This window comes from Micromonospora sp. NPDC047527 (genome assembly GCF_040643015.1).
GTDB lineage: Bacteria > Actinomycetota > Actinomycetes > Mycobacteriales > Micromonosporaceae > Micromonospora.
The window spans coordinates 1-25123 of the sequence record NZ_JBEYTK010000009.1 but is presented as its reverse complement, the minus strand read 5'-3'; the positions used below and the strand labels follow the sequence as shown (position 1 = coordinate 25123).

Below are 25123 nucleotides of genomic sequence, written 5' to 3'. Positions count from 1 at the left end.
CCCGTCCAGGAGGAACCGTCGGTGCAATCAAATATAGGAATATCAGAATATTTTTGGAAAAGATACGGCTTGATGGATGGGCCCCGCCCACCCGTCCCGCACCGGAAACGACGCCGGATTCCGGCGTCGGCGTCGGCGGCGACGACGACGGACCGGCTCCCGACACAGGTACGGGCAGACGGGGCTGGCAGGCAGGGTCGGGTCGGCGTCTCGACCCTGCCTCCCCCGCATCCGGCCGGCCGGGGCGTTGGCGCGCCCCGACCGGACGTCTCAGGCCGACGAAGCCGTTCTCCGGCTCGCCGGTGTGGTGGCGGTCCTCCGGTGTGGCCGGGGAATCCCGGTCCGGCCACACCAGACAACCGTCCTGCTCGTGCGCCACCGGGCCGTCAGGCCCGGCCGCACACTCTCCGGTGTCGACCTCGTCCCGGCCGCGGGGCGCAAACCGCGGCCGGTCCCTCGCCGGTCGGCTCCGGAAAGCCGGTAGGGCGACGGCGGCGCGAACACCGCCGTCGCGGATGGTCAGGGGTCAGACGGCCGCCGCGGTCAGCGCCGGCTCCACCTCTGTCCAGGTGGATCCAACCTCCGCCGAACGTGTCACCGCGTCCAGCACCAGCTGAACCTGCAACGCGTCGGCGAAGGACGGAGCCGGGTCGGCGCCCGTGGCGATCGCCTCGATGAAGTCGCGCATCTGGTGGGTGAAGGAGTGCTCGTAGCCGATGATGTGGCCGGGCGGCCACCACGCCGACATGTACGGGTGCTCGCCCTCGGTCACCAGAATCCGGCTGAAGCCCTGCTCCAGGGCGGGCCGGGTGGCGTCGTAGTACTCCAACTCGTTGAGCCGTTCCAGGTCGAAGACCACACTGCCCAGCGAGCCGTTGATCTCGACACGCAGCGCGTTTTTCCGACCGGTGGCGAACCGGCTCGCCTCGTACGTCGCCAGGGCGCCACCGTCGAGCCGGGCCACGAAGATCGCGGCGTCGTCGACGGTGACCGGCCCGGTGGGCGAGCCGTTGGCGTCGGCCGATCCGCTGCCGTCCACTGTGGCCGCCAACCCACTCGACGCGGCCGGCAGCGGTCGCTCCTTGATGAAGGTCTCGGTGACCGCGCTGACGCCGGTGATCCGCTGGCCGGTGACGAACTGCGTCAGGTCGATGATGTGCGCACCGATGTCACCGAGCGCGCCGGAGCCCGCACGGTCCTTCTGCAACCGCCAGACCAGCGGGAACTGCGGGTCCACGATCCAGTCCTGCAGGTACGTCGCTCGGACGTGCCGAATCACCCCGAGTCGTCCGTCGGCGACCATCTGACGCATCATCGTGACCGCCGGCACCCGACGGTAGTTGAACCCGCACATCGACCTCGCCCCCGCGGCCCGGGCTGTGGCCGCCGCAGCGGTCATCGCCCGTGCCTCGGCCACCGTGTTGGCCAACGGCTTCTCGCACAGGACGTGCTTGCCGGCAGCCAACGCGGCGAGGGCGATCTCGGCATGGCTGTCGCCCGGGGTGCAGATATCGACCACGTCGATGTCGTCCCGGTTGATCAGGTCACGCCAGTCTGTCGTGTACGCGTCCCAGCCGAGCCGGTTGGCGGCATCCGCCACCTGCCCGGAGTCCCGGCCGCAGATCAGCGCCATCCTGGCCCGCGCCGGCAGGTCGTACACGCGGTTCACGGTGCGCCACGCCTGTGAGTGCGCGGCGCCCATGAACGCGTAGCCGACCATGCCGACCCGCAGTTCTTTGTCTGTCGTGGACAAGGTGGGTCTCCCCCCGGTATGTCAGAACCCGAGCTTGTCGTAGCTGCTCGCGTTCTCCTTGGTGATCGTCTCGGAGGCGAGGGTCACGTCCTTGGGAACCTGCAGCTCCGTCAGGTCGCCCATACCCCGGCCCTGCGCGATGAGCCGCGCCAGGGAGATCGCCGACGAAGCCATCGACGGGTTGTAGGTGACAGTGGCCTTGAGCACGGTGTTGTCGGCCTTGATGGCGTCGATCGCAAGCTTGGAGCCAGCGCCGCCGACCATGAAAAACTCGGAGCGGTTGGCCTGCTTGATGGCGGCGAGCACACCGATGCCCTGGTCGTCGTCGTGGTTCCAGATCGCGTCGATCTTCGGCAGCGCCTGGAGCAGCTGGGACGCCTCGCGCTGACCGCTGTCCGAGGTGAACTCGGCCGAGCGCCGGTTGCTCACCTTGAACCCGTAGGTCGCCAGGGCCGCCTTGAAGCCCTCGCTGCGCTCGACGGTCAGCGGGATCTCCAGACCGGCGATCTCACCGATGATCGGGTTGGCGACGCCCTTGTCCTTGAGCTGCTTGCCGATGAAGTGCCCGGCCGAGACGCCCATGCCGTAGTTGTCGCCCTTGATCACCAGCCGCGAGGCCAGCGCGTCGGGGAAGGCCCGGTCGAGGTTCACGATCGGGATGCCCGCCTGCATCGCCTGGAGGGCAACGGCGTTGACCTCCTTGCCGTCGTGCGGCAGCACGACGATGATGTCCGGCTTCTGGGCGATCAGCGTGCCGAGCGTGGAGCGCTGGGCCTCGGAGTTCGACCCACCGTCGACCTCCTTGAACTCCACGTCCGAGTAGGCCGCGGCCTGAGCCTTGGCGTTGGCGTGGATCGCGCCCATCCAACCGTGGTCGGCGGCGGGAGCCGAGAAGCCGATGACGACCTTCTTGCCCGGGGCGTTGTTGCCGGCGCCGTCACCGGCGGCCTTGGTCTGGGTGCTGGCCGCCGGGGTCTCGTTGCTGGTGCAGGCGGTGAGCAGTGTGGCGGCGCCGACGGCGGCCCCACCGAAGAGCAGCCGGCGGCGCGACAGGTCGCGGCTGTGCTGGGTCATGACGACCTCCTGGGAGCGGTTTTGAGTGGTGAAGGGTGTGCGGGGCCCGGCCACTGTCGAAATGGATCGACGTCGCCCGGGACAAACGGTGCGGTGCGTCAGGTTGCGGTGGTGACCCTGTTCCGCGCGAGGAGCCGAGTGAAGGACTTGTACTGGAACTGCTGGACCAGGACGGCCGCGACGATGATGCCGCCCTTGACCATGTTCTGCGCCTCGATGGAGAGGCCGTTGATGGCGAAGAGATTCGTGATCGTGGCGAAGATGATGACGCCGAGCAGCGAGCCGACGATCGTGCCCCGGCCACCGCTGAGCAGCGTGCCGCCGATGATCGCGGCGGCGATCGCGTCCAGCTCGTAGAGGTTGGCCATCGCCGCCTGGGCCGAGGTGGCCTGGGAGGTGAGCATGATGGCGGCGATGCCGCAGCAGAGACCGGAGAGCGCGTAGAGCAGCATGGTGTGGCGGCGGACGTTGATGCCGGCGAGCCGGGCCGCCTCCGGGTTGCCGCCGACGGCGATGGTCCGCCGGCCGAAGGTCGTCCGGTTGAGCAGGATCCACCCGGCCAGCACCACCGCGCCGAGGATGTAGACGAGGATCGGGATGCCGAGCACCTTGCGCGCCGCGATGTCGTTGATGAACGTGCTGCTCGACACCTGGGTCTGCTTGTTGGAGATCGACGCCGCGAGCCCACGTGCGGCGACCAGCATCGCGAGCGTCGCGATGAAGGGCACCAACCGCCCGTACGAGATGAGCACGCCGTTGACCAGGCCGACGCAGATGCCGACCACGATGGCGGTGAAGATCATGCCGCCGGCGCCGTAGCTCTGGGTGGCGACCGTGGTGCACCAGACGCCGGCCAGCGCGACGATCGCACCGACCGACAGGTCGATCCCTCCACCGATGATCACGAAGGTCATGCCGACCGTCACCACGCCGACGACCGAGGCGAGCTGGAGGATGGCCAGGATGTTGTTCCAGACCCAGGTCGGATCGCCGTACAGGTCCGGCTTGGTGACCACACCGACCACGATGAGCGCGGCCAGCACCCCGATCAGACCGAGGTTGCGCTTGGCGCCGTCGCCGCCGTCCCCCCGCCACCAGGAGAGCCGACCCGCGGATCCTGCCTTGTCGCTGGCCACCGCCGTCTCCGCCGGGTCCACCGGCGGCGACTGCGCCGGAAGCTGCGGGCGCTCCGGTGTCGCGGTGGGAGTGGGAGTCGCGTCGCTCATGCCGGTGCGCCTTCCATCAGGGACCCCGCCATCACGAGGTCGAGCACAGTGTTCTCGTCGAGTTCGCCGGCCGGGGCCTCGCGGACGACCCGCCCCTCCCGCATAACCAGCACCCGGTCGGCCAGACCGAGCACCTCGGGCACCTCACTGGAGACCAGCAACACCCCGACGCCCTGCGCCGCCAACGCCCGGATGACCTGGTAGAGCTCCGCCCGTGCGCCCACGTCCACGCCCCGGGTGGGCTCGTCGAGCAGCAGCAGCTTGGTGCCGCCGAGCAGCCAGCGCCCGACCACCACCTTCTGCTGGTTGCCGCCGGAGAGCGTCCGCACCGGCCGGTTGACGTCCCGGGGCCGCAGTTCCAGGCTCTCGGCGATCCGATTGGCCTCGGCGCGTTCCCTGCTGGCGTCGGTGAAGCCGAGCCGCGCGTACCGGCTGAAGGTGGCCAGCGTGACGTTGCGGAAGATCGGTTCGCCGAGCAGCAGTGCCTGGCTCTTGCGCTCCTCCGGGGCCATTCCCATGCCGGCCCGGACCGCCGCGCCGACACCGGGACGCAGCGCCCGCCCCTCCATCCGCACCGTGCCGGCCTCCGCGAGGCGGGCACCGTAGATCGTCTCCAACAGCTCCGAACGACCCGAACCCACCAGGCCGGCGACGCCGACGATCTCGCCCGCACGCACGGTCAGCGAGACGTCGGCGAACTCACCGGGACGGGTCAGGCCCTCCACCTGGAGCAACTCCGCGCCGAGCGTGTCGTCCGTCGGCCGGTCCGGGAAGACGTACTCGATGGTGCGGCCGGTCATCCGGCTCACCAGATCGCGGGTCGGTGTGTCGCGCGCCGGCAGGTTCGCCGCCGTGGTCCGACCATCCTTGAGTACGGTGACCCGGTCGCCGATCTCGCGGATCTCCTCCAGCCGGTGGGAGATGTAGATGACCGCGATGCCCTGCGCGGTCAGCTCGCGGATGATCCGGAACAGGTTGCCGACCTCGTCATGGGCCAGCACCGCGCTCGGCTCGTCCATGATGATCAGTCGAGCCTCGTGCGACAGCGCCCGCGCCATGCTGACGATCTGCTTGCCGGCGGCCGGCAACGACCGGACCATCCGCCCCGGCGGGATCTCGCCGTGGCCGAGCCGACCGAGAATCTGCCGGGTGTGCCGGGCCATCCGGCCGCGCCGCACGAAGCCGAAGCTGCGGTGCTCGTGGCCGAGGAAGGCGTTCTCCGCCACCGACAGATCCTCGACCAGGTCGAGCTCCTGATAGATGGTGGCGATGCCGGCGCGCATCGCGGCCTGCGGGTTGGCGAACGTCGCCGGCTCACCGCGCCATTCGACCAACCCCGAATCCGGTCGATGGACTCCGGAGAGAACCTTGATGAGAGTGGACTTGCCGGCGCCGTTCTGGCCGAGCAGGCAGTGCACCTCGCCGGCCCGCACCTCCAACTGCACGCCGTCCAGGGCGCGTACCCCCGGGAAGGTCTTGACCACATCGGTGAGGCGCAGGACCACCTCGCCCACGACGGTGTCGGCGGGTGCCTCCACCAGCGGCGCCTCGGCGTCGGCGTCCGCCGACCCGGTGCCGGCGACGGACTCATCAGGATGGACCACAGGCTCCTCCTCGCTCACCGGCTCGCTCCTCGCGCTCGCTGATCCGCTGCTGCTCGCGACTGCGGGGCTCGCAAACCCGGCTCGCTCCTCGCGCTCACGATGCTTCCCCGAATGCGACATCGCTGGCGAGCACGGCCGCGCCGGCGACACCCGCCCGGCCGCCAAGCTCGGACAGCACGACGGGCAGGTTGCCGGTGGCCAGGGGCAGCGACCGGCGGTAGACCACGCTGCGGATCTCGGCGAGCAGGATGTGCCCGAGCTGGGCCAACCCGCCGCCGATGACGATCATCGACGGGTTGGTGAAGCTGACCAGGCCGGCGAGCACTCCGCCGACCCGCCGCCCGCCGTCACGGATCAGTTGGATGCAGGTCGTGTCCCCCTCGACGGCGCCCTCGGCGACGTCCAGTGCGGTCACCGCACCCCGCAGACCCAGACGCTCGGCCAGCGCCGGCGACGCCCCGCTGCGTGCGGCGGCGGCGGCGTCCTTGGCCAGCGCGGCACCGCTGAACAGGGCTTCCAGGCAACCGACGTTGCCGCAGGAGCACATCGGCCCGTGGGCGTCGACCTGGATGTGGCCGATGTCCCCGGCGCAGCCGTCGGTGCCCCGGTAGACCTCGCCGGTGAGGTAGATGCCGCACCCGATGCCGGTGCCGATCTTCACGAAGAGGAAGTCGTCCACCGAGTGGGCCACCCCGCCGTGACGCTCGCCGATCGCCATGATGTTGACGTCGTTGTCGACCACCGCCGGGCAGCCGTGCTCCCGGCTGAGCAACTCGCGCACCGGGAAGCGGTCCCAGCCGGGCATGATGGGCGGCGAGACCGGTACGCCGTCGCGGAAGCTGACCGGCCCCGGCACCCCGATGCCCACCGCGTCCAGCCGCTCGTACGCGCCGTCGACCCGGGCCTTGTGCAGCAGCTCGTTGACCCGTTGCAGGGTCACCTTGGGTCCGTTGCGGATGTCGGCCGCCTCGGCGTAGTGGGCCACCGGTTCGAGGCGGCCGTTGACCACCTCGATGTCGATCGAGCTGGCGCCCAGGTCGACGCCCGCGAAGCGCAGCTTCGGGTTCAGCTCGACCAGGGTGGATCGACGCCCGCCGCGCGACGCGGCGAGGCCGGCCTCGGCGACGTAACCCAGGGCCACCAGGCGATCCAACTCGGCCAGGAGCCGGGGGCGGGGCATCTGGAGCCGGTCGCCCAACTCGGCGCGGGACACGGCCCCCTCGTCGCGGAGCAACCGCAACAGTCGGACGTGCAGGGGCTCGACGGTCCGCACCGGACTCACCTCTTCGACCTCGTTCACATCGACGCAACGTCGAGGTGTTGTGTCCGACACAGTAGGAGCGTTCCGTACCGCGTGTCCAGAGCTTCGGCCGATCTGGTCCCCAACTTCTGTCCGAAGGAACAAAAGCTACTAGTCGATCAAGGAAAGGATGACCGAAAGTTCTTGTCCGCTCGCGGTCCGCACCCGGCGCCGGGCAGAAAACCGCCCCACCACCCGATCTGCGGGTGGTGGGGCGATAGCGGGCAGGTCAGTGACTGCCGGCCGCGTTCCGCTTCTTGCGAAGCTTGCGGTCGTCGCGCAGCTCGACGTACGGCTCGTCGTCGGCGGGGTGGCCCGCCTCGATGGCCCGACCACGCTCCAACTCGGCATCGAACTCGGCGCCCAGCAGGATCGCGATGTTGCTCAGCCAGAGCCAGACCAAAAAGATGATCACGCCGGCCAGCGCCCCGTACGTCTTGTTGTACGAGCCGAAGTTGCTCACATAGAGCGCGAACAGCCCGGAGATCACCAGCCAGATCACCACGGCCAGCACGCCACCCGGGCTGACCCAGCGGAACCCGCCGTGCCGGGCGTTCGGCGAGGCCCAGTAGAGGATCGCGAATATCAGGCTGACCAGGATCAGCAGCACCGGCCACTTGGCGATGTCCCACACCGTGACCGCTGTCGAGCCGAGGCCGACCACATCCCCGACCGCCTCGGCGAGACGGCCGGTGAAGACCACGATCACCGCGCTGGCCAGCAGCAGCACCCCGATCACCGCGGTCACGCCCAGCCGGATCGGCAGCGTCTTCCAGATCGGCCGCCCCTCGGGCACGTCGTAAATGGTGTTCGAGGCGCGCATGAACGCGCCGATGTAACCGGACGCGGACCAGAACGCGGCCACCAGACCGATGATCGCCGCGAGGCTGGCCAGGCCGCCGTTGTCCTGCGCGGTGCCGATCGCGTCGTTGATGATCTTCTGGATGCTGTCGTTCGGCACCGCCTGGTCGACGGTGTCCCGGACGCCGTCGGTGGCACTTTCGCCGAGCAGACCGAGGAGGGAGATCAGCACCAGCAGCCCCGGGAAGATGGACAGCACGCCGTAGTAGGTCAGCGCCGCCGCCCAGTCGGTCAGGCTGTCGTCCTGGAACTCGCTGACCGTCCGGCGCAGTGCCGCCTTCCAGCCGCTGCCGGGCAGGTCGGTGGGGCTGTCCGGGCCCGCGTCAGGGCCGACCGGCCCGCTGCCGGAATCACGCTCCTGCTCCCGGTGGGCGGAAGACTCGTCCGAGGCCATCGCCCCTCCTCATCGTCGGTGGTGTCGCCTCCGACATGCCCCGTGGACGGCGGCGGATAACCCCTACCGGTAGAGGAACCTGCCCATCCGGCGCGAGGCCACCAGCAGGCCGATCGCCAGCATCACCAGCAGGTAGAGCACGTCGAGCAGCCAGGACCAGCCGCCGACGCCGAGCGTGACACCGCGGATCAGGTGCACCGCCCGGTACAGCGGCGTGATCTCGATCAGCCAGTGCAGCAGGGTCGGGTACGCCTGCGCCGGCACGAACGTGCCCGAGAAGAGAAACAGCGTGAACTGGCCCGAGGCCATCAGGTCGAAATCCTGCCAGCTGCGCATGAACGTGGACAGCGCCATGCCGAGCCCGCCGAACGCGAACCCGACCAGCACCGCGGCCGGAAGGGCGGTCAGCGCACGGGCGACGGTGGTCAGATCCAGCGCGACCATCACCGCGAGGAACGCCGCCGAGTAGGCGCTGCCCCGCAACATCGCCCAGCTCAGCTCACCCAGGGCGATCTCGAACGGCCGTACCGGGGTGGCGATCATCCCGTCGTACAGCTTCATGTACTTCATCTTGCCGAAGAAATTGAAGGTGGTCTCCGCGAGCGCCCCGGTCATCGCGGAGGCGGCCAGCATCGCCGGCGCCACGAACTCGGCGTACGACACCAGCCGCCCGTCGGGCAACGGCAGGTCGCCGACCAGTGACCCGACACCCACCCCGATGGAGAGCAGGTAGAGCAGCGGCTCCAGAAAGCCCGAGAGCAGCAGCAGCCAGTAGACCGACTTCAGCGCCGCCACATTGCGCTCGACCACTGAGCCCGACCGCCGGGACGCGGCCGAGACGTCGACCAGCCGGGGCAGAACCAGCGTGATCACGAAGCCTCCCTAGACGACGAGCTTGCGGCGGAACGCCCGCAGCGCCAGCAGCCAACCGGCGAGCGACCACGCCCCCAGGTAGAGCAGGTGCCCGACGACCGACCACTGTGGGGCGACGCCGAGCGTGGCCGCGCGGCACAGGTCGACGGCGTGCCACAGCGGCGTCACGTACGCCAGCCAGCGCAGCGCGTCGGGCAGCGACTCGACCGGGAAGAACACCCCGGCGAAGAGCGTCATCGGGATGACCGCGAACCGGAACAGCATCGCCAGCCAACTGTCGGTGGACACCGACGCGGTGAACGCGAAGGTCGGCCCGGCCACGGCCAGCGCGAGCAGCGCCACCACCGGCAGGGTCACCACCGCCCACGGCGACCGCAACGCCCCGAACAACCCGGTGACCAGCAGAAACGCCACGATCGTGGTGAGCACCCGGAACAGCACGAAGGCCAGGTGCCCGGCCAGGATGTCGCCCACCCGCAGCGGCGAGGCGCTCTGCGCGAAATAGGTCTTGACCCACTGGAAGTTGCTGAACACCGGCCATGTCGAGTCGCCGACGGTCCCCTGCAACGCGGTCGAGGCGATCAGCCCGGGGACCAGCCAGTCGAGGTAACGCACCCCACCGACGCCCTGGTCGATGTAGGCGCCGACGCCGAGCCCGAACCCGAGCACGGTGAGCACCGGCAGCAGGAACGAGGAGAACACCCCCGCCCGCCAGGTGCGTCGCAGACCCACCAGGTAGTGCTCGAACACGGCGAACGCCGCCACCCGTGGCAACCCCGGCCGAACGCGCTCCCGCGTCGATCCCGCCACGCCCACCACGACCACCCCGCCCCCGCCATGCCGACCGCCACGATCTGTCTACCTCCGGGGTACGACAGACCGCCGGTCACCCTACGACGACCCCGGCGGCGTGTCGCTCGGGTTTCGGGTGGCGGCACCACGTGCTCGCGGCGGGTCAGCGCGATGATCCACTCCACATCGGCGATGTGGCGCCATCCCGCCGCCCGGACACCCCCGTGTCGGCGACCTGGAGTCGATCAGGCCGCGCGGACGGCGGCAGACCCGACGAACGCGCGCCAGGCGTCGGGCGTGAAGACCAGCGCCGGGCCACCCGGGTCCTTCGAGTCGCGGACGGCCACCACGCCCGGGAGGTTGTCGGCCACCTCCACACAGTTGCCGCCATCCGGGCCGCTACGGATGCTCTTGCGCCACCTGGCGCCGGTCAAATCCATGTCTCCGCCACTTCCGCCATTAGATCGAGGGACTGCCTGTGCGATAGTGCCTCACCGCGGATGGACTCCCACACCTCGACCATCTGACGGACGTACTCGGCACGGTCAATGACCTGTCCGTGGCGCTGGCCAGCGAGGTAGACAAGATCATCCCCCTGCGACGAGCTAGCGATCACAAATGGTCCCCCGAGGCCAGCGTAAGCACCGGCAGGGGTTGGCACTACCTGGATTCGAACCCGGGGGAACGCCGAGGCGAGTTTTACGAGGTGCTGAATTTGCTCGCGCATGACCCCCGGCCCGCCGACAGTGCGGCGCAGCACGTACTCGTCGATTACGGCAGTGAGCAGCGGAGGCCGGTCGCGGGTGAGCAGTCCCTGACGGTCCAGTCGGGTTGCCACCTGTTGCTCGACTTCGTCCGGCGCGAACAACCCGCCACCGGTCAGTAGTGCGCGAGCGTACCCCTCGGTCTGCAACAGACCTGGCACACACAGCGGCTCGAACGAGCGCAGGGCCGTCGTTTCCTGCTCGATGCCGGCCCAGTCGCGGAACCAGGGCACCACGGCCTCCCGGCTGATCCGCCGCTGGATGCGCTCGAACCGGCCGTCGGTGGCGAACACGACGTCACACCGACGCGCGAAGTCCAGACTCGGCCGGCGCTCGGACGTCTCCACCTTGGCGACCAACGCACCCGAATAGCTCAACGCCTCGGCCAGCGCCGCCTGTGACATGCCACCTGCGGCCCGCGCCAGCCGCAACTCCTCCGCGAAGTGCTCCAGCATGGACGAACTCTCCACGGACAGCCTCCGTACATCCTCGTACCGCGCCGGGCCGATCGTCGTACGCGCTGGTCGTCGGCGTGCGGAACCTCCCACCGTAGTCGGGTCCTCACCAGACTGTCACGCAGCGGAACCGCTCACGGGATCGGACGGCGGGCGGAACCAGGCCGGGAGCGTCCCGTGACCACATGGTCCGGGGCGCTCCCACTCATCCGATGGAGGTTCCCTCGTGCGACTCCGGTTCTGGCGATGCCACCGCCCGTCCCCACCCGCCGCGCTTCCCCGACGTACGCCCACAGAGCTTCCGAGCTGGGCGACCGCCCCGACCGAGGTCTTCCCGCTCGACGGGCCGGGTCGCCCGGGCCGGCTGACCCGGGCGCAGCAGTGGCGGGCGAACGGAGGTCGTGGGTCGACTCCGGGTCGGGACGCGCACTGATGCCTCGCTACGAGCCGCACGTGGCGGCACGCCCGTCCTGGCGGTGCCGGGTCTGCGGCGCCGCATGGCCCTGCTCGCCCGCTCGTCTGGCGCTGCTCGGCGAGTATCGCGAGAACCGGACCGGCCTGCTCATCTACCTCGCCACGCTGCTCAACGAGGCGACCGGCGACCTCGCGGGACAGGACCGGCTGACCGACCGCTTCCTCACCTGGGCCAGAGCCCGCTGAATCATGGTCGTTGGCAGCTCAGCAGGACGAGACGTCGCGAGGACTCCTGCTGGGCTGCCGACGATCGGCGGGCAGCCCGTCAGTCGACCAGGGTGCGGCCGGTCAGGTGCAGGAAGACGTCTTCCAGGCCGCTGCGGCGCACCAACACGTTGGCCGGGTTGAGCCCCAACGCGGAGACCTCGGTGACCGCCGCGTCGCCGTCGGGCACGTAGAGCAGAACCCGGTCGGGCAGCACCTCGACCCGCTCCCCCAGCCCGGCGAGCTTGCCCGCGAACGGCTCCTGCGACTCGGCGGCGAAGCGCAACTCGACCACCTCACGGGTGGAGTGCTGCTCGATCAACGCCCGGGGTGAGCCCTCGGCGACGATCCGCCCGCCGTCCATCACGACCAGTCGGTCGCAGAGCTGCTCGGCCTCGTCCATGTAGTGCGTGGTGAGCACCAGCGTGACGCCCTGCTGCTTGAGCCGGAACAGCCGCTCCCACACCAGGTGCCGGGCCTGTGGGTCGAGCCCGGTGGTCGGCTCGTCGAGCAGCACGATCGCCGGGTCGTTCACCAGGGCGCGGGCGATGGTGAGCCGGCGTTTCATCCCGCCGGAGAGCGGCTCGACCTTGCTGTCGGCCCGCTCGGTGAGCTGGACGAAATCGAGCAGCTCGGCGGCCCGCTCCCGGGCCGCCCGGCGCGAGATGCCGAAGTAGCGGGCGTAGACGGTGAGGTTTTCCCGGACCGTCAGCTCCGGGTCGAGATTGTCCATCTGTGGGCACACGCCGAGCCGCGCCCGGATCGCCGGCCCGTCGCGGACCGGATCCAGGTCGAGGATGCGCAGGTCACCGCCGCTCGGCGGGGAGGTGCAGCCGATCATCCGCATGGTGGAGGACTTGCCGGCGCCGTTGGGCCCGAGGAAGCCGAACGCCTCACCCGAGCGCACGTCGACGTCGATGCCGTCCACGGCGGTGAAGTCGCCGAACCGCTTCACCAGCCCCCGAGCCTGAATCAGCGATCGCCCCGAAGTCACCGCCCGACCCTAACGCCGAGCTCCGACACCCTCCACGCAAATTCCAGGCCCCCGCCCCAAGCCCCGCCCCCAAGCCCCGCCGATCTTGCACTTTTGGTCGCTGATTCGTGCCGAATTTTCCCTTATGTCGAGACAGGAAGTGCAAGATCGCGGGGCGGGCGGGGGCGGGGGCGCGGGGGGCGCGAGGGCGCGGGGGCGCGGAGGGCTACGCGTCGGTTGGCGCTGTCGCCGCGCGGGCTGCGGTGACCAGGCGGTCCGTCTCGGCGTGCAGGGCCGCGTCGTCGGGTGGGGTGCCCGGGTCGAGGCGGACTGTCCAGGTCAGACCGTCCACGCCGGCCGTGCGCCGGGCCGCGACCCGGACCGCGCCGCCGGGCGCCGGGTGGTGCTCGGTGTACGCGACCGACCGGGTCACCCGGGCCCGCACCTGATGCGGCAGGTCACCCGGGTCGAGCAGCAGGTACGTCTCGGCCGGGCCGTCGACGACCACCGTGTAGCCGTCGCGCTCGACGACCGGCTCGGCGGGCGTGACGGTCAACTGTCGGCCGGACCAGACCGCCTTGAGGATGTCGTGCCAGCCGAGGCGGTGCCCCCGACCGGGCAGCCACAACCCGAGGTTGCTGGCCACCACCACTCCGTCGCCCTCGCCGTTGCCCGCCGCCGCCCACGCGAGCACCCGCTCGTCGCGGGCCAGGGGCGGCCGGTCGGCCGGAGGCAGCTTGGGTTTGCGGCTGAACAGTCCCATCTACAGCCCTCCCGCGGCCTGCTCGCGCAGCGCCCGGGCGTGTTGCTCGAGCGACAGCAGTTCGCCGAAAGCGGCGAAGTACTCGTCCTTGTTGTTGACCGGGTTGATCCGCTGGATCCGTGACTTGAGGTCCCGGATCCGGGCCGTGACCGACCCGAACTGCACCCGGGCCATGGTGATCGACACGTAGCGGGGGTCGGGCTCGCCGTCGATCCGCAGCGGCTCCACCGCCAACTCGCCGACCAGCGCCGCCGACGCCAGGTCGTCGCACGCGTCGCGGACCGACTCGATCCAGACCGCGCCGCCGGTCGCCGACACGACCCCACCGGCCGCCGCGATGGCCGTCCGCACGGCGACGTGCACCGGGTGCCGGTATTCGGTCGCCTCGACCGCGTCGAACATCGGCCCGGCCAGCACGGGCTGCTGGAGGGCGAGCTTCAACGCCTCCCGCTCGACCATCGACTGCGGGCTGTCCATCGCCGGCTCGGGGCGGCCCTGTGCGGGGCGGGCCGGAGGCGCCGAGTCCCGGGCACCGGGCTGCGGGGCGTTGGCGGCGGCCAGCACCGCCCGCTGCACCGGCTCGATCTCCATGCCGAGGTCCATGGCGAGCTTGCGGACGTACTCCGGGCGTTTCTCCCGGTCCTTGAGTTGCGCGACCAGCGGCGCGGCGTGGCGCATCGCCTCGACCCGGCCATCGACGGTGTCCAGGTCGAAGCGGCTGATCACGTGGCGCAGCGCGAAGTCGACGAGCGGCTCGCGGCGGGCGACCAGGTCCCGCACGGCCAGGTCGCCCTTGGCCAGCCGCAGATCGCACGGGTCCATGTTGTCGGGGCTGACCGCGATGAACGTGCGCCCGACGAAGCGCTGGTCATCTTCGAAGGCGCGCAGCGCGGCCTTCTGGCCGGCGGCATCACCGTCGAAGGTGAAGATGATCTCCCCGGCCACCTCGTCGCTGTCGAACAGGAGCCGACGCAGAACAGAGATGTGGTCCGCGGCGAAAGCGGTGCCGCAGGTCGCGACGGCCGTGGTCACCCCGGCGAGGTGGCAGGCCATCACGTCGGTGTAGCCCTCGACGATCACCGCCCGGCCCTGCTTGGCGATCTCCCGCTTGGCCTGGTCGATGCCGTAGAGCACGTGCGACTTCTTGTAGATCGGCGTCTCGGGGGTGTTGAGGTATTTCGGGCCGTCGTCGTCGTCGAAGAGCTTGCGCGCGCCAAAGCCGATCACGTCGCCGGCGAGGTCACGGATCGGCCAGAGCAGCCGGCGGCGGAACCGGTCGATAAGCGTGCCGGAGCGCGACTCGCGGGACAGCCCGGCGGTGACCAACTCCTGGTGCGTGAAGCCCTGCTGACGCAGGTGCTTGGTGAGCAGGTCCCAGCCCTCGGGCGCGAAGCCGCAGCCGTAGCGCTCGGCGGCGGCCCGGTCGAAGCCCCGTTGGGCCAGGAACTCCCGCGCCGGCCGGGCACCGGCGGTGCTGAGCTGCGCCCGGTAGAACTCGACCGCGGCGGCGTGCGCGGCGACCAGACGCTGACGCTGACCCTGCTGGGGGCGGGGGCGCGGCGTGTTCCCGTCGTCCTGGACGTAGCGCAGTTGGATGCCGGCGCGGCCGGCCAGCCGCTCGACGGATTCGACGAAGCTGAGGTGCTCGGCGTCCATCAGGAACTTGATCGCGTCGCCGCCCGCGCCGCAGCCGAAGCAGTACCAGACGTTGCGGGCCGGCGACACGTTGAACGACGGGCTCTTCTCGTCGTGGAACGGGCACAGGCCCTTGAGGTTGCCGCCGCCAGCGGACTTCAGGGTGACGGTCTCGGAGATCACATCCCCGATCGAGGTGCGTTCCCGGACCAGTGCGATGTCCTCGTCCCGGATCCGCCCAGCCATTCGCCACCCCCTCCGCGTACATCCTGCCCTGCGGGACCGACGACGCGCCGGGCGGGGGACGCCGGTGTGGCGGCGGCCGCCATCGGGTCGCCGGTTCCGACCCCGCCGCCGGGCCCGCGCGGGGACCATGACCAGATGCGCAGGGTACGGACCGACCTCGTCTTCCGGCCCGGACGGGTGGCCGGCCGGCTGGGCCTGCGCGACATCGGACCCCAGTCGGACGAGGCGGGCCACCGGCACGCCACCTGGCTGGAACTCTTCCTCGACGTCATCTTCGTGTACGCGCTCGCGGCGGTGACGGCCCGGCTGGGTAACGACCCGACCCCGGCGCCGAGCGCGGTGGCCGCCGTCGGCGGACTCTTCGTGGTCATCCAGTGGGCGTGGGTGGGGCAGGTCTACTACGACACCCGCTTCGACCCGGACGACGCGCCGCACCGGGTGCTGGTGCTGGTCGCCCTGGTCGGTGCCGGCACCATGACGCTCGGCGTGGACGAGGTGCCGGAGAGCGTGCTCCTGCCCGTCGGGTACCTGATCGTCCGGGGTGTGCTGCTCGTGCTCTACCTTCGGGCGCGGCCGACCAGCCCGCAGGCCCGCACGGTGACCACCGTCTATCTGACTGGCTTCGGGGCGGGCTGGCTGATCTGGTCGGCCTCGCTGGTGGTGCCCGCCCGCCACCGGCCCGCGCTGTGGATCGTCGCCATGATCATCGAACTCGCCGCGCCGTGGATCGGCAGGCGTCGGCTCGACAAGTGGCCGGTGGACAACCGGCACCTTCCGGAGCGGATCGGGCAGTTCACCATCATCGTGCTGGGCAGCGCGCTGGCGAGCCTGCTCTTCGCGGTGCCGGACCACCCCCGGCCGCACATGATCCTCACCGCCGGAATCGCTTTCCTGGTGCCGGCCGCGATCTGGTGGATCTACACCACGTTCGTCACCACCCACCTGGTGGCGAGTCGACTGCGGGGCGGGCAGGCGTACAGCTACCTGCACGTCCCGCTCGACGGGGCGCTGCTGGTGCTCGGCTGGGCGCTCGGGCAGGTGGTCCGGCTCGTCGACGACGACGCGGGTCGGGTGCCGCCCGAGTTACGGCTGCTGATGGCTGGTTCGGTGGTCGTCTGGATGCTCTGCGGGCTGGCCCTGTACTGGCTGTGGAGCCCTCCGAACGCCCTCCGGCTGGCGATCACCGGCTACGGGGTGGCCTCGGTCAGCCTGATCGCCGTGACGGTACGCGAGCCACGCCTGCTGCTGTTCCTGCTCGCGGCGGCGATCGTCGGGTACGCCGTCCTGCTCACCCGCCGCCTGAACAGGGCTGGCCGGGAGTCGCAGGACGTGGCCGAGGGCTGACGTGCCCTCAGGCGACGGCCGGCTCCTCGGCCTCGACCTGCCGGTTCCAGTCGGCCTTCGTGGAGCGCCAGCCCTCGTCGTCCATGCCGCGCCGCCAGTAGCCGGAGATGGACAACTGGTCGGCGGTCACCCCGCGCTCGACCCGCAGCAGTCGACGCAACTCCCGGACGAAGGTGGCCTCGCCGTGCACGAAGGCGTGCACCTGACCCGGGGGGAACTCCAGCTCCCGCACCGCCGCCACCAGCGCCTCGCCCACCGGGCGGTCGCCCCGGTGCAGCCAGCTCAGCTCGACCGCGCCGGGGCTGAGCAGCTCCTGCTCGTCGGCCGCGTCGGCGATCTCGACGAAGACCTTCGCCGGGGCGCCCAGCGGCAGCCGCTCCAGCGCCGCGCCGATGGCCGGCAGCGCGCTCTCGTCGCCGACCAGAAGGTGCCAGTCCGCGCTCGGGCTCGGCGCGTACGCCCCGCCGGGGCCGAGGAAGTGCACCGGGTCGCCCGGTCGCAGCGCGGCGACCCACGGGCCCGCCAGCCCCACGTCGCCGTGGTGCACCACGTCGATGGTCATCTCCCCGGCGAGGGCGTCCCAGCGCCGCACGGTGTACGCGCGCTGCCGGGGCCACTGCTGCTGGGGCAGGTCTCGGCGGATCGCGGCGAGGTCCAGCGGCTGCGGGTACGTCACGCCGGGCTGCGGGATGACCAGCTTGACGTAGTGGTCGGTGAACTCGCCGACCGGAAGGCCAGCCAACTCCTCCCCGCCGAGAACGAGCCGGATCAGGTGCGGGGTGGGCCGCTCGGTGCGCAGTACCCGGGCCGAGGTGACGTTCCTGGGGCGTTCCGTCATGTGCTTAGGCTAACCTAAGTCGCCGTGGTGTCCACCGGAGGTATGCGATCGCCGACCAGGCGGGTGTGCCAGGTCACCGCCGCCGGGTCGGTGAGCGAGGCGACCTGGTCGATCACCACGCGCAGCCGGGCGGCGTCGTCGGGGGCGGCCCGCCACAGCGGGGCGAAGACCGGGTCGAGCCCGTCCGGCGCCCGCCGGACCAGCGCGGCCACCAACTCCGCCAGCATCGTCCGCTGCCGCTCGTAGCGGCCCCGGAAGCCGCTACGACGCATCACGTAGCGCAGCGCGATGCCCTTCAGCAGTGCACACTGGGCGCGAACACGCCTCGGCACCACCAGATCGGCGGCGTAGCGACGATGCGGGCCGGGGCCGAACCGCTCCTCGGTGGCGGTCACCGCCGCGGACACGAACCGGCCGGTCAGACCGCTGGTGGTGGTCTTCAGCGCGACCTGTGCACGATGACTGCCGTCATACCCGGCGAGCGGGGCGAGCAGCGGGTCAGCCAGCAGGTCGACCAGCACCCCGGCCAGGTCGTCCGCCGACTCCCCGGAATAGGCGGCGACCACGTCGGCGCAGAGCGCGGCCCGCTCGTCGGCATCGGCGAGCAGCGGGCGCAACGTGACGTAGCCGCCGTGGATGCCGTCCTCCACGTCGTGCACCGAGTACGCGACGTCGTCGGCCCAGTCCATCACCTGCGCCTCCAGGCAACGCCGGTCGCCCGGAGCACCGAGGCGGAGCCACTCGAAGACCACCGCGTCGTCGGCGTACACCCCGAACTTGCGCTGCCCGGGACGGCGCAGCCAGGGGTACTTGCCGATCGCGTCGAGCGACGCCCGGGTCAGGTTCAGCCCGGCGGACGAGCCGTCCGGGGCGAGCACCTTCGCCTCCAACCGGGTCAGCACCCGCAGCGTCTGCGCGTTGCCCTCGAAGCCACCGCAGGGCGTGGCGAGCAGGTCCAGCGCCGCCTCACCGTTGTGCCCGAACGGCGGATGCCCGAGGTCGTGGGCCAGCCCGGCGACATCCACCACGTCCGGGTCACAGCCCAGCCGGGCACCCATCTCCCGGGCGATCTGGGCCACCTCCAGCGAATGGGTCAACCGGGTACGCAGGAAGTCGTCAGTGCCGGCGGTGTGCACCTGGGTCTTGGTGGCCAGACGCCGGAACGCCGCGGAGTGCAGCACCCGGGCACGGTCACGCTCGTACGGCGACCGTCGGTGACCGGTGTCCTTGGGCGGCTCCTCGACCAGTCGAGCGTCCGCCGGAGCGGTCAACCGGTCACTCCGCGCGCTCACTGATTCGCTGATGCTCGCGACTGCGGGGCTCGCAAACCCGGCTCACTCCTCGCGCTCGCGGAGGACGCAGAACTCGTTGCCCTCCGGGTCGGCCAGCACCGTCCAATCGACATCGCCCTGGCCGATGTCGACGTGCCGGGCGCCCATGTCGACCAGGCGCTCGACCTCGGCCTCCCGGTCGGCGGGGCGCAGGTCGAGGTGCAGCCGGTTCTTGCGTTGCTTGCCGTCGGCGTCCGGCACGAAGACCAGGCCGGGGAGACGGTCGGCGGCCTGTCGGATCTCCACCTCGTCCGGTTTCTCGGCGACGACCTGATAGCCGAGGGCCTCCGCCCACCAGCGGGCCAGCCGGGCCGGATCGCGGGCATCGATGGTCAGGCTCTCCCAGACGCTGGTCATGCAGTCACCTTTCCCCGTCGGCGGCGCACGCAATCGGCTGCGCGTGAGCGAGCCAAGATTACGCCCGCCGATGCCGCTCGACGCGCCCACGACGCAGCGACGGCAGGTCCACAACGGCCGATTGGCTGACAGTTGTGACCCGATTGCCCTGGGTTACGCACTCGCGGCCGGAAGTCGCCACCGGTAGCGTTCCCAGCGCGGAACGTGACCAGCCAGAGCCCGACCGGTAAGGGGAGACGTTCGTGGACGCAGACACGGTGGTGGGGACGGAACTTCGCGGACTACGCCGGCGCCGGCCCGACATCGCCGGGACCGTGCTGGCCGGCACCGACGGGCTGCTCATCTCCAGCGACCTGCCCAGCACCGACGCCACCCACCTCGCAGCCCTCGCCGCGGCCAGCTTCGGGCTCGGGAACCGGGTCGCCGACACGGTCCGGCGGGGTGACTTCCGCGAGTCGGTGGTGTGCACCACCGCCGGTTGCGTGGTCACCTATCCGGCCGGGCGCGCCGCCCTGCTGACCCTGGTCACCGTGTCGTCGGCGGAGGATCTCCGGGGGCTGCACGAGGAGGCTCGGGCGGTGGCCCACCGGGCCGGCCGGGTGCTCGACAACTGTGGCGGCGGCGGGATCGGGGCCACGCCGATGCCCGACGCGCACGCGCCGCTGGCCGTACGTACCCCGATGGCCACCCTGCCCACGCAACTACGCCGCTCGGCCCGACCCACCTGGCGTCGCCCACCGATCTGAGTGTCGGGCCGGCGGCGGCCCGGTCCCCCGGGTCGGCCGCCGGCCCTCGCGTCAGCGGCTGTCCGAGCCGTCGGTCTCCACGACCGCCCGGCCGGCTTCCAGTCGCGCCACCGGCACCCGGAACGGCGAGCAGGACACGTAGTCCAGACCGACCTCGTGGAAGAAGTGCACCGAGTCGGGGTCGCCGCCGTGCTCACCGCAGACGCCGAGCTTCAGCCCGGGTCGGGCGGCCCGGCCCTCCTCGGCGGCGATCCGCACCAACCGGCCGACGCCGTCGCGGTCGATCGACTCGAACGGTGAGATGCCGAAGATGCCCAGCTCCAGGTAGCGCCAGAAGAACGCGCCCTCGACGTCGTCGCGGGAGAAGCCCCAGGCCATTTGGGTCAGGTCGTTGGTGCCGAAGGAGAAGAACTCGGCCGCCTCGGCGATCTGGCCGGCGGTCAGCGCCGCCCGGGGCACCTCGATCATCGTGCCGATCAGCACCTCGACGCCGCTGTCGCCGACCACCTCGGCGATGATCTTCTCGGCCTCGGCGCGGACCGTCTCCAGCTCCTGCACGGCCCCGACCAGCGGCACCATGATCTCCGGCTTGGCGACCCTGCCCTCCCGGGCGGAGGTGACGGCCGCCTCGGCGATGGCCCGGACCTGCATCGCGAAGAGCCCGGGAATGACCAGGCCCAGGCGTACGCCCCGCAGCCCGAGCATCGGGTTCTCCTCGTGCATCCGCCGGACGGCGGCGAGCAGCGCCTCCTCCTTGGCGACGTCCTCGCCGCGCTCCTGCGCGACCGCGACGTTCACGGCGAGCTGCTCCAGCGGCGGCAGGAACTCGTGCAGCGGCGGGTCGATCAGCCGGACGGTGACCGGCAGGCCGTCCATCTCGCGGAAGATCTCCTCGAAGTCGGCCCGCTGCAACGGCAGCAGCGCCGCCAGCGCCGCCTCCCGCTCGCCCTCGGCCCGGGCCAGGATCAGCCGCTCGACCAGCTCCCGCCGGTCGCCGAGGAACATGTGCTCGGTGCGGCACAACCCGATGCCCTCGGCGCCGAAGCGCCGGGCACGGGCGGCGTCCGCGCCGGTGTCGGCGTTCGTGCGGACCGCCAGCCGCCGCTTGCCGTCGGCGTGCGTCATGATCCGGTGTACGGCCCGGACCAGCGCGTTGTCGATGTGCTCGGGGTCGAGGCTGCCCTCGAAGTACTGCACCACCTCCGACGGCATGACCGGCACCTCGCCGAGGTACACCTTGCCGGTGGTGCCGTCGATGGAGACGACGTCGCCCTCGTTGACGGTCTGCCCGGCAACGGTGAACCGCTTCGCGGGCACGTTCACGTCGATCTCGTCGGCGCCGGAGACGCAGGTCTTGCCCATCCCCCGGGCCACCACGGCGGCGTGGCTGGTCTTGCCGCCGCGCGAGGTGAGAATGCCCTTGGCGGCGATCATGCCGTTCAGGTCGTCCGGGTTGGTCTCCCGACGGACCAGGATCACCGACACCCCCTCGGCGGCCAGCTCGACGGCCCGCGCGGAGGTGAAGACGACCTTGCCAGAGGCCGCGCCGGGTGAGGCGCCGATGCCCTTGGCGACCGGCTCGAACTCGTGGTCGAGCTGGAAGCGGGGGAACATGAGCTGCGCGAGCTGCGCGCCGTTGACCCGGTGCAGCGCCTCGTCCAGGTCGATCAGGCCCTCGTCGACGAGTTGGCCGGCGATGACGAACGCGGCGGCGGCGGTGCGCTTGCCGACCCGGGTCTGCAACATCCACAGCTTGCCGCGCTCGATGGTGAACTCGATATCGCAGAGGTCCTTGTAGTGCTCCTCCAGCCGCGCCATGATCGAGAGCAGCTCGTCGTAGGACGACTTGTCGAGCTGCTCCAACTCCTGCAACGGCACGGTGTTGCGGATGCCGGCCACGACGTCCTCGCCCTGGGCGTTGGCCAGGTAGTCGCCGTAGATGCCCTGCGCGCCGCTACCGGGGTCGCGGGTGAACGCGACACCGGTGCCGGAGTCGGGGCCGAGATTGCCGAAGACCATGGTCACCACGTTGACCGCGGTGCCGAGGTCGGCCGGGATGCGCTCCTGGCGACGGTAGAGCACCGCGCGCTCGGCGTTCCACGACTCGAAGACCGCCCGGATGGCGAGGTCGAGCTGTTCGCGGGGCTGCTGCGGGAAGTCCCGGCCGGTGTGCTTCAAGAAGATCTTCTTGTACGCGTCGACCAACCCACGCAGGTCGTCGGCGTCCAGGTCCAGGTCGTTCTGCGTACCCTTGGCGTTCTTCGCCTCGTCCAGCGCGTGCTCGAACTCCTCGCCCGGCACCTCGCAGACGGTCTTGCCGAACATCTGGATCAGTCGCCGGTAGGAGTCCCACGCGAACCTGTCGTTGCCCCCCGCCTGGGCGGAGAGACCGACGACGCTCTGGTCGTTGAGGCCGACGTTCAGGACGGTCTCCATCATGCCCGGCATGGAGAACTTGGCGCCGGAGCGGACGGACACCAGCAGCGGGTCCTGCGGGTCGCCGAGGCGCTTGCCCATCGCGCGCTCCAACGACTCCAGGTGCCGCTCGATCTGCCCGGCGAGGCCGTCCGGCTCCTGGCCGGTCGCCAGGTACGCCTGACATGCCTCGGTCGTGATGGTGAAGCCGGGAGGCACCGGCAGCCCGAGGTTCGTCATCTCGGCGAGGTTGGCGCCCTTGCCGCCGAGCAGGTCCTTGAGGTCCTTGTTTCCCTCGGAGAAGTCGTAGACGTACTTGTGATCGACGTTCTCTTGCGCTGCCACCAGAGCCTCCCACGCGCGCCGGAATGGACACTTAACGAAGGTTCAGTTTTCTGATACCCCGGGACGGACCGCCGGTAATCCCGGCGTCGACGTCAATCGGTGGGCGAAGGTTAAGCGAACATCGGGTGGCCTGGGACCGTTCGGTGACAATAGGCACAGCCATCACGACTATCCGCGTTCGTACGGGTTATTGGGAACGCTTCCACGCGCACGATCACGCATCGCACCGGTCCTCGTATTCTTGACGGCACTGGTTCTGTTGAAGTTCACTTTTGCCATATCCGACGCGAATAACCCCCGGAGGCGTCGTCGTGCCGTCCCCCTCATCCGCCGCCACCGGCCCCGAGCCGAGCCCCACGGTCCCCGCCGCCGCCGACCCCGCCGTGCTGCCCACGCACGAGCCGGCCGCCGCCGACCTGGCCATGCTCGCCACACGCGCGGCCAGCAACCTGCTCACCCCGCCGCCGGTACGCCTCGACGCCGTCGTACCGGCACCCGAGCGGGTCGAAGCCGACCCGACGACGACCTTCCTGCTCACCGGGGACACGGCCATCCGGGTCACCGCCCACCCGGGCGCTCGCGCGGTCGCCGAACACCTCGCCGAACTGCTCCGGCCCGTGACCGGGTTCCCCCTGCCGGTCGCCGACAGCGTCGAGGTCGCGTCCGCCGGCGACCTGACGCTCACCCTGGCCCACACGCCCGCCACCCCGGCCCCGGCCCCGGCCCCGGCTCCGGCTCCGGCCACCACTCTCGGGGCGGAGGGCTACCGGCTCGACGTGACCACCACCGAGGTCCGCATCACCGCCGAGACCGCCGCCGGCCTGTTCCACGGCGTGCAGACCCTGCGCCAACTCCTCCCCGCCGCCGTGGAGAGCCCCACGCCGGTCGACGCACGCTGGGCGCTGCCCGGCGGCAGCATCGTGGACCGCCCACGCTTCGCCTACCGGGGCGCGATGCTCGACGTGGCACGGCACTTCTTCGCCGTCGAGGACGTGCTGCGGGTGATCGACCACCTGGCCCGCTACAAGCTCAACCACCTGCACCTGCACCTCACCGACGACCAGGGCTGGCGCATCGCCGTCGGCTCCTGGCCGAAGTTGACCACGCTGGGCGGGACGACCGAGGTGGGCGGCGGCCCCGGCGGGCACTACACGAAGACCGACTACCAAAAGATCGTCGAGTACGCCGCCACCCGGCACATCACCGTCGTGCCGGAGATCGACCTGCCCGGCCACACCAACTCGGCGCTCGTCGCGTACCCCGAACTGGCACCGGACAAGGTCGCGCCACCGCAGTACACCGGCACCGAGGTCGGCTTCAGCTACGTCGACCCCGCCGACGAGCGGACGTACGACTTCGTCGCCGACGTGCTCGGAGAACTCGCCGCCCTCACCCCCGGGCCGTGGCTGCACATCGGCGGTGACGAGGCATTCAAGGTCAAGGGCGAGGTTTACACCGGTTTCGTGGAGCGGGTCCAACGCATCGTCGCCGGCCTCGGCAAGACCGTCGTCGGCTGGCACCAGCTCGCACCGGCCGCCCACGTCGACGGGCGGGTCCTCCAGTGGTGGGGCACGAACGCCGAAGACCCCACCACCGGCGACGCGGTCCGTCGCGGCGCCCGGCTGATCCTCTCCCCCGGCAACCACGCCTACCTGGACATGAAGTACGCGCCGGACACCCCGATCGGGCACGACTGGGCCGGCCTGATCGACGTACGCACCGCCTACGACTGGGATCCGGGCACACACCTCACCGGCGTACCCGCGGAGGCGGTGCTCGGCGTGGAGGCGCCGCTCTGGACCGAATCGGTCACCTCGCTGGCCGAGATCGAGTACCTGCTGCTCCCCCGGCTCCCGGCCATCGCCGAGCTGGGCTGGTCACCCCGGGCGGCGCACGACTGGGCCGGGTTCCGTGAGCGCCTGGCCGGGCACGGGCCACGCTGGGCCACCGCCGGCATCACCTTCCACCGCACGCCCGAGATCCCCTGGCCGGCAGTCCCAGCCATCCCCCGTCAACACGAAGCGACCCAATCTGACCCGACAAGCCCCCGATGAGGTGAATATCCGGTTTCAGCGCGTTCGCAACGTGGTCGGCGGCACGCTGGCGGCGGAATGATGGGCCGGGCCGGCTGGTTGTACAGGGGGTAACCACGACAGCCGCGGCCCCCGGCCCGACCGGCGTTGGCCGCCCGGGAACATCCACCCGACCGGCCCGGTTACATCCCCCTGGACCACCCGAGCAGCCTCCCAGGCAGGCCGGGCAGATCCCCCGGAGTGCGGTGGAATGAGTCGCCGGCCCCGACGGTTACATCCCCTGGACCACCCGAGCAGGCCCCCCGGGCCGCCGGTGAGATCCC

General features: G+C 70.8%; 20 protein-coding genes and 1 pseudogene. 4 read left to right on the top strand and 17 right to left on the bottom strand.

The window, feature by feature from the left end:
• Positions 1–526: 526 nt before the first annotated feature.
• The 10 genes from ABZ808_RS26875 to ABZ808_RS26830 all read right to left on the bottom strand — a co-directional run bounded on the left by ABZ808_RS26875 (position 527) and on the right by ABZ808_RS26830 (position 11096).
• The gene (locus tag ABZ808_RS26875; RefSeq protein WP_357011655.1) at positions 527–1753 is read right to left on the bottom strand and encodes a Gfo/Idh/MocA family oxidoreductase; all 1227 of its coding nucleotides are present in this window, start codon (positions 1751–1753) and stop codon (positions 527–529) included.
• A gap of 21 nt (positions 1754–1774) precedes the next feature.
• Positions 1775–2827, bottom strand: coding sequence for a substrate-binding domain-containing protein (locus ABZ808_RS26870; protein WP_357011652.1), 1053 nt, complete (start codon positions 2825–2827; stop codon positions 1775–1777).
• A 98-nt stretch (positions 2828–2925) separates the two neighbouring features.
• Positions 2926–4053 carry an ABC transporter permease gene (locus tag ABZ808_RS26865; RefSeq protein ID WP_357011650.1) on the bottom strand — a complete coding sequence of 376 codons (1128 nt, stop codon included), beginning with the start codon at positions 4051–4053 and terminating at the stop codon, positions 2926–2928.
• On the bottom strand, positions 4050–5558 hold the full coding sequence (locus ABZ808_RS26860) for a sugar ABC transporter ATP-binding protein (protein ID WP_357012007.1): 1509 nt from the start codon (positions 5556–5558) through the stop codon (positions 4050–4052). The genes ABZ808_RS26865 and ABZ808_RS26860 overlap by 4 nt, the downstream gene beginning before the upstream one ends.
• 193 nt (positions 5559–5751) lie before the next feature.
• Positions 5752–6930, bottom strand: a complete 1179-nt coding sequence (locus ABZ808_RS26855) for an ROK family protein (RefSeq protein WP_357011648.1) — start codon at positions 6928–6930, stop codon at positions 5752–5754.
• A gap of 256 nt (positions 6931–7186) precedes the next feature.
• On the bottom strand, positions 7187–8212 hold the full coding sequence (locus ABZ808_RS26850) for a YihY/virulence factor BrkB family protein (protein ID WP_357011646.1): 1026 nt from the start codon (positions 8210–8212) through the stop codon (positions 7187–7189).
• Between the two features lie 63 nt (positions 8213–8275).
• Positions 8276–9085 (bottom strand): ABC transporter permease, encoded by an 810-nt coding sequence (locus tag ABZ808_RS26845; RefSeq protein WP_357011644.1) that lies wholly within the window; start codon positions 9083–9085, stop codon positions 8276–8278.
• Between the two features lie 9 nt (positions 9086–9094).
• Positions 9095–9895 (bottom strand): ABC transporter permease, encoded by an 801-nt coding sequence (locus ABZ808_RS26840; protein WP_357012004.1) that lies wholly within the window; start codon positions 9893–9895, stop codon positions 9095–9097.
• A gap of 227 nt (positions 9896–10122) precedes the next feature.
• Positions 10123–10317, bottom strand: coding sequence for a DUF397 domain-containing protein (locus ABZ808_RS26835; protein WP_357011643.1), 195 nt, complete (start codon positions 10315–10317; stop codon positions 10123–10125).
• Positions 10308–11096 (bottom strand): helix-turn-helix transcriptional regulator, encoded by a 789-nt coding sequence (locus ABZ808_RS26830; protein WP_357011641.1) that lies wholly within the window; start codon positions 11094–11096, stop codon positions 10308–10310. Before ABZ808_RS26830 ends, ABZ808_RS26835 begins: the two co-directional genes overlap by 10 nt.
• A 432-nt stretch (positions 11097–11528) precedes the next feature.
• Here ABZ808_RS26830 and ABZ808_RS26825 point away from each other — a divergent pair, with 432 nt between their 5' ends.
• Complete coding sequence (locus ABZ808_RS26825; protein WP_357011639.1) at positions 11529–11756, top strand: flavin reductase; 228 nt, start codon at positions 11529–11531, stop codon at positions 11754–11756.
• Between the two features lie 79 nt (positions 11757–11835).
• Here ABZ808_RS26825 and ABZ808_RS26820 read toward each other — a convergent pair whose 3' ends face one another.
• The 3 genes and pseudogenes from ABZ808_RS26820 to dnaG form a co-directional block, all read right to left on the bottom strand.
• Positions 11836–12768: an ABC transporter ATP-binding protein gene (locus ABZ808_RS26820; RefSeq protein WP_357011637.1), complete on the bottom strand. Its 933-nt coding sequence runs from the start codon at positions 12766–12768 to the stop codon at positions 11836–11838.
• Positions 12769–12973: 205 nt separating this feature from the next.
• Complete coding sequence (locus tag ABZ808_RS26815; protein WP_357011635.1) at positions 12974–13510, bottom strand: hypothetical protein; 537 nt, start codon at positions 13508–13510, stop codon at positions 12974–12976.
• Positions 13511–15413: pseudogene (dnaG, locus tag ABZ808_RS26810) on the bottom strand (DNA primase).
• Positions 15414–15526: 113 nt separating this feature from the next.
• On the opposite strand from dnaG, the gene ABZ808_RS26805 reads away from it, so the two are divergent.
• Positions 15527–16735, top strand: coding sequence for a low temperature requirement protein A (locus ABZ808_RS26805; RefSeq protein WP_357011633.1), 1209 nt, complete (start codon positions 15527–15529; stop codon positions 16733–16735).
• A gap of 7 nt (positions 16736–16742) precedes the next feature.
• Here the strand turns inward: ABZ808_RS26805 and ABZ808_RS26800 are convergent, their stop codons facing one another.
• From ABZ808_RS26800 to ABZ808_RS26790, 3 genes are all read right to left on the bottom strand, one after another.
• Positions 16743–17573, bottom strand: coding sequence for a siderophore-interacting protein (locus ABZ808_RS26800; protein WP_357011631.1), 831 nt, complete (start codon positions 17571–17573; stop codon positions 16743–16745).
• A gap of 14 nt (positions 17574–17587) precedes the next feature.
• Positions 17588–18844, bottom strand: a complete 1257-nt coding sequence (locus ABZ808_RS26795; protein WP_357012002.1) for a deoxyguanosinetriphosphate triphosphohydrolase — start codon at positions 18842–18844, stop codon at positions 17588–17590.
• A 63-nt stretch (positions 18845–18907) separates the two neighbouring features.
• Positions 18908–19261: a VOC family protein gene (locus ABZ808_RS26790; protein ID WP_357011629.1), complete on the bottom strand. Its 354-nt coding sequence runs from the start codon at positions 19259–19261 to the stop codon at positions 18908–18910.
• 242 nt (positions 19262–19503) lie between these two features.
• Here ABZ808_RS26790 and ABZ808_RS26785 point away from each other — a divergent pair, with 242 nt between their 5' ends.
• Positions 19504–20007, top strand: coding sequence for a roadblock/LC7 domain-containing protein (locus ABZ808_RS26785; protein WP_357011627.1), 504 nt, complete (start codon positions 19504–19506; stop codon positions 20005–20007).
• Positions 20008–20058: 51 nt separating this feature from the next.
• On the opposite strand, the gene ppdK is transcribed toward ABZ808_RS26785, so the two are convergent.
• Positions 20059–22767 carry a pyruvate, phosphate dikinase gene (gene ppdK, locus ABZ808_RS26780; protein ID WP_357011625.1) on the bottom strand — a complete coding sequence of 903 codons (2709 nt, stop codon included), beginning with the start codon at positions 22765–22767 and terminating at the stop codon, positions 20059–20061.
• Between the two features lie 311 nt (positions 22768–23078).
• Here ppdK and ABZ808_RS26775 point away from each other — a divergent pair, with 311 nt between their 5' ends.
• Positions 23079–24821, top strand: a complete 1743-nt coding sequence (locus ABZ808_RS26775) for a family 20 glycosylhydrolase (protein ID WP_357011623.1) — start codon at positions 23079–23081, stop codon at positions 24819–24821.
• Positions 24822–25123 lie beyond the last annotated feature (302 nt).

What these genes read in the sequence shown, in the direction of transcription:
- ABZ808_RS26870 (WP_357011652.1), bottom strand. Translation starts at nt 2,827, where the DNA reads ATGACCCAGCACAGCCGCGACCTGTCGCGCCGCCGGCTGCTCTTCGGT.
- ABZ808_RS26865 (WP_357011650.1), bottom strand. Translation starts at nt 4,053, where the DNA reads ATGAGCGACGCGACTCCCACTCCCACCGCGACACCGGAGCGCCCGCAG.
- ABZ808_RS26850 (WP_357011646.1), bottom strand. Translation starts at nt 8,212, where the DNA reads ATGGCCTCGGACGAGTCTTCCGCCCACCGGGAGCAGGAGCGTGATTCC.
- ABZ808_RS26835 (WP_357011643.1), bottom strand. Translation starts at nt 10,317, where the DNA reads ATGGATTTGACCGGCGCCAGGTGGCGCAAGAGCATCCGTAGCGGCCCG.
- ABZ808_RS26830 (WP_357011641.1), bottom strand. Translation starts at nt 11,096, where the DNA reads ATGCTGGAGCACTTCGCGGAGGAGTTGCGGCTGGCGCGGGCCGCAGGT.
- ABZ808_RS26825 (WP_357011639.1), top strand. Translation starts at nt 11,529, where the DNA reads ATGCCTCGCTACGAGCCGCACGTGGCGGCACGCCCGTCCTGGCGGTGC.
- ABZ808_RS26815 (WP_357011635.1), bottom strand. Translation starts at nt 13,510, where the DNA reads ATGGGACTGTTCAGCCGCAAACCCAAGCTGCCTCCGGCCGACCGGCCG.
- ABZ808_RS26805 (WP_357011633.1), top strand. Translation starts at nt 15,527, where the DNA reads ATGCGCAGGGTACGGACCGACCTCGTCTTCCGGCCCGGACGGGTGGCC.
- ABZ808_RS26800 (WP_357011631.1), bottom strand. Translation starts at nt 17,573, where the DNA reads ATGACGGAACGCCCCAGGAACGTCACCTCGGCCCGGGTACTGCGCACC.
- ABZ808_RS26790 (WP_357011629.1), bottom strand. Translation starts at nt 19,261, where the DNA reads ATGACCAGCGTCTGGGAGAGCCTGACCATCGATGCCCGCGATCCGGCC.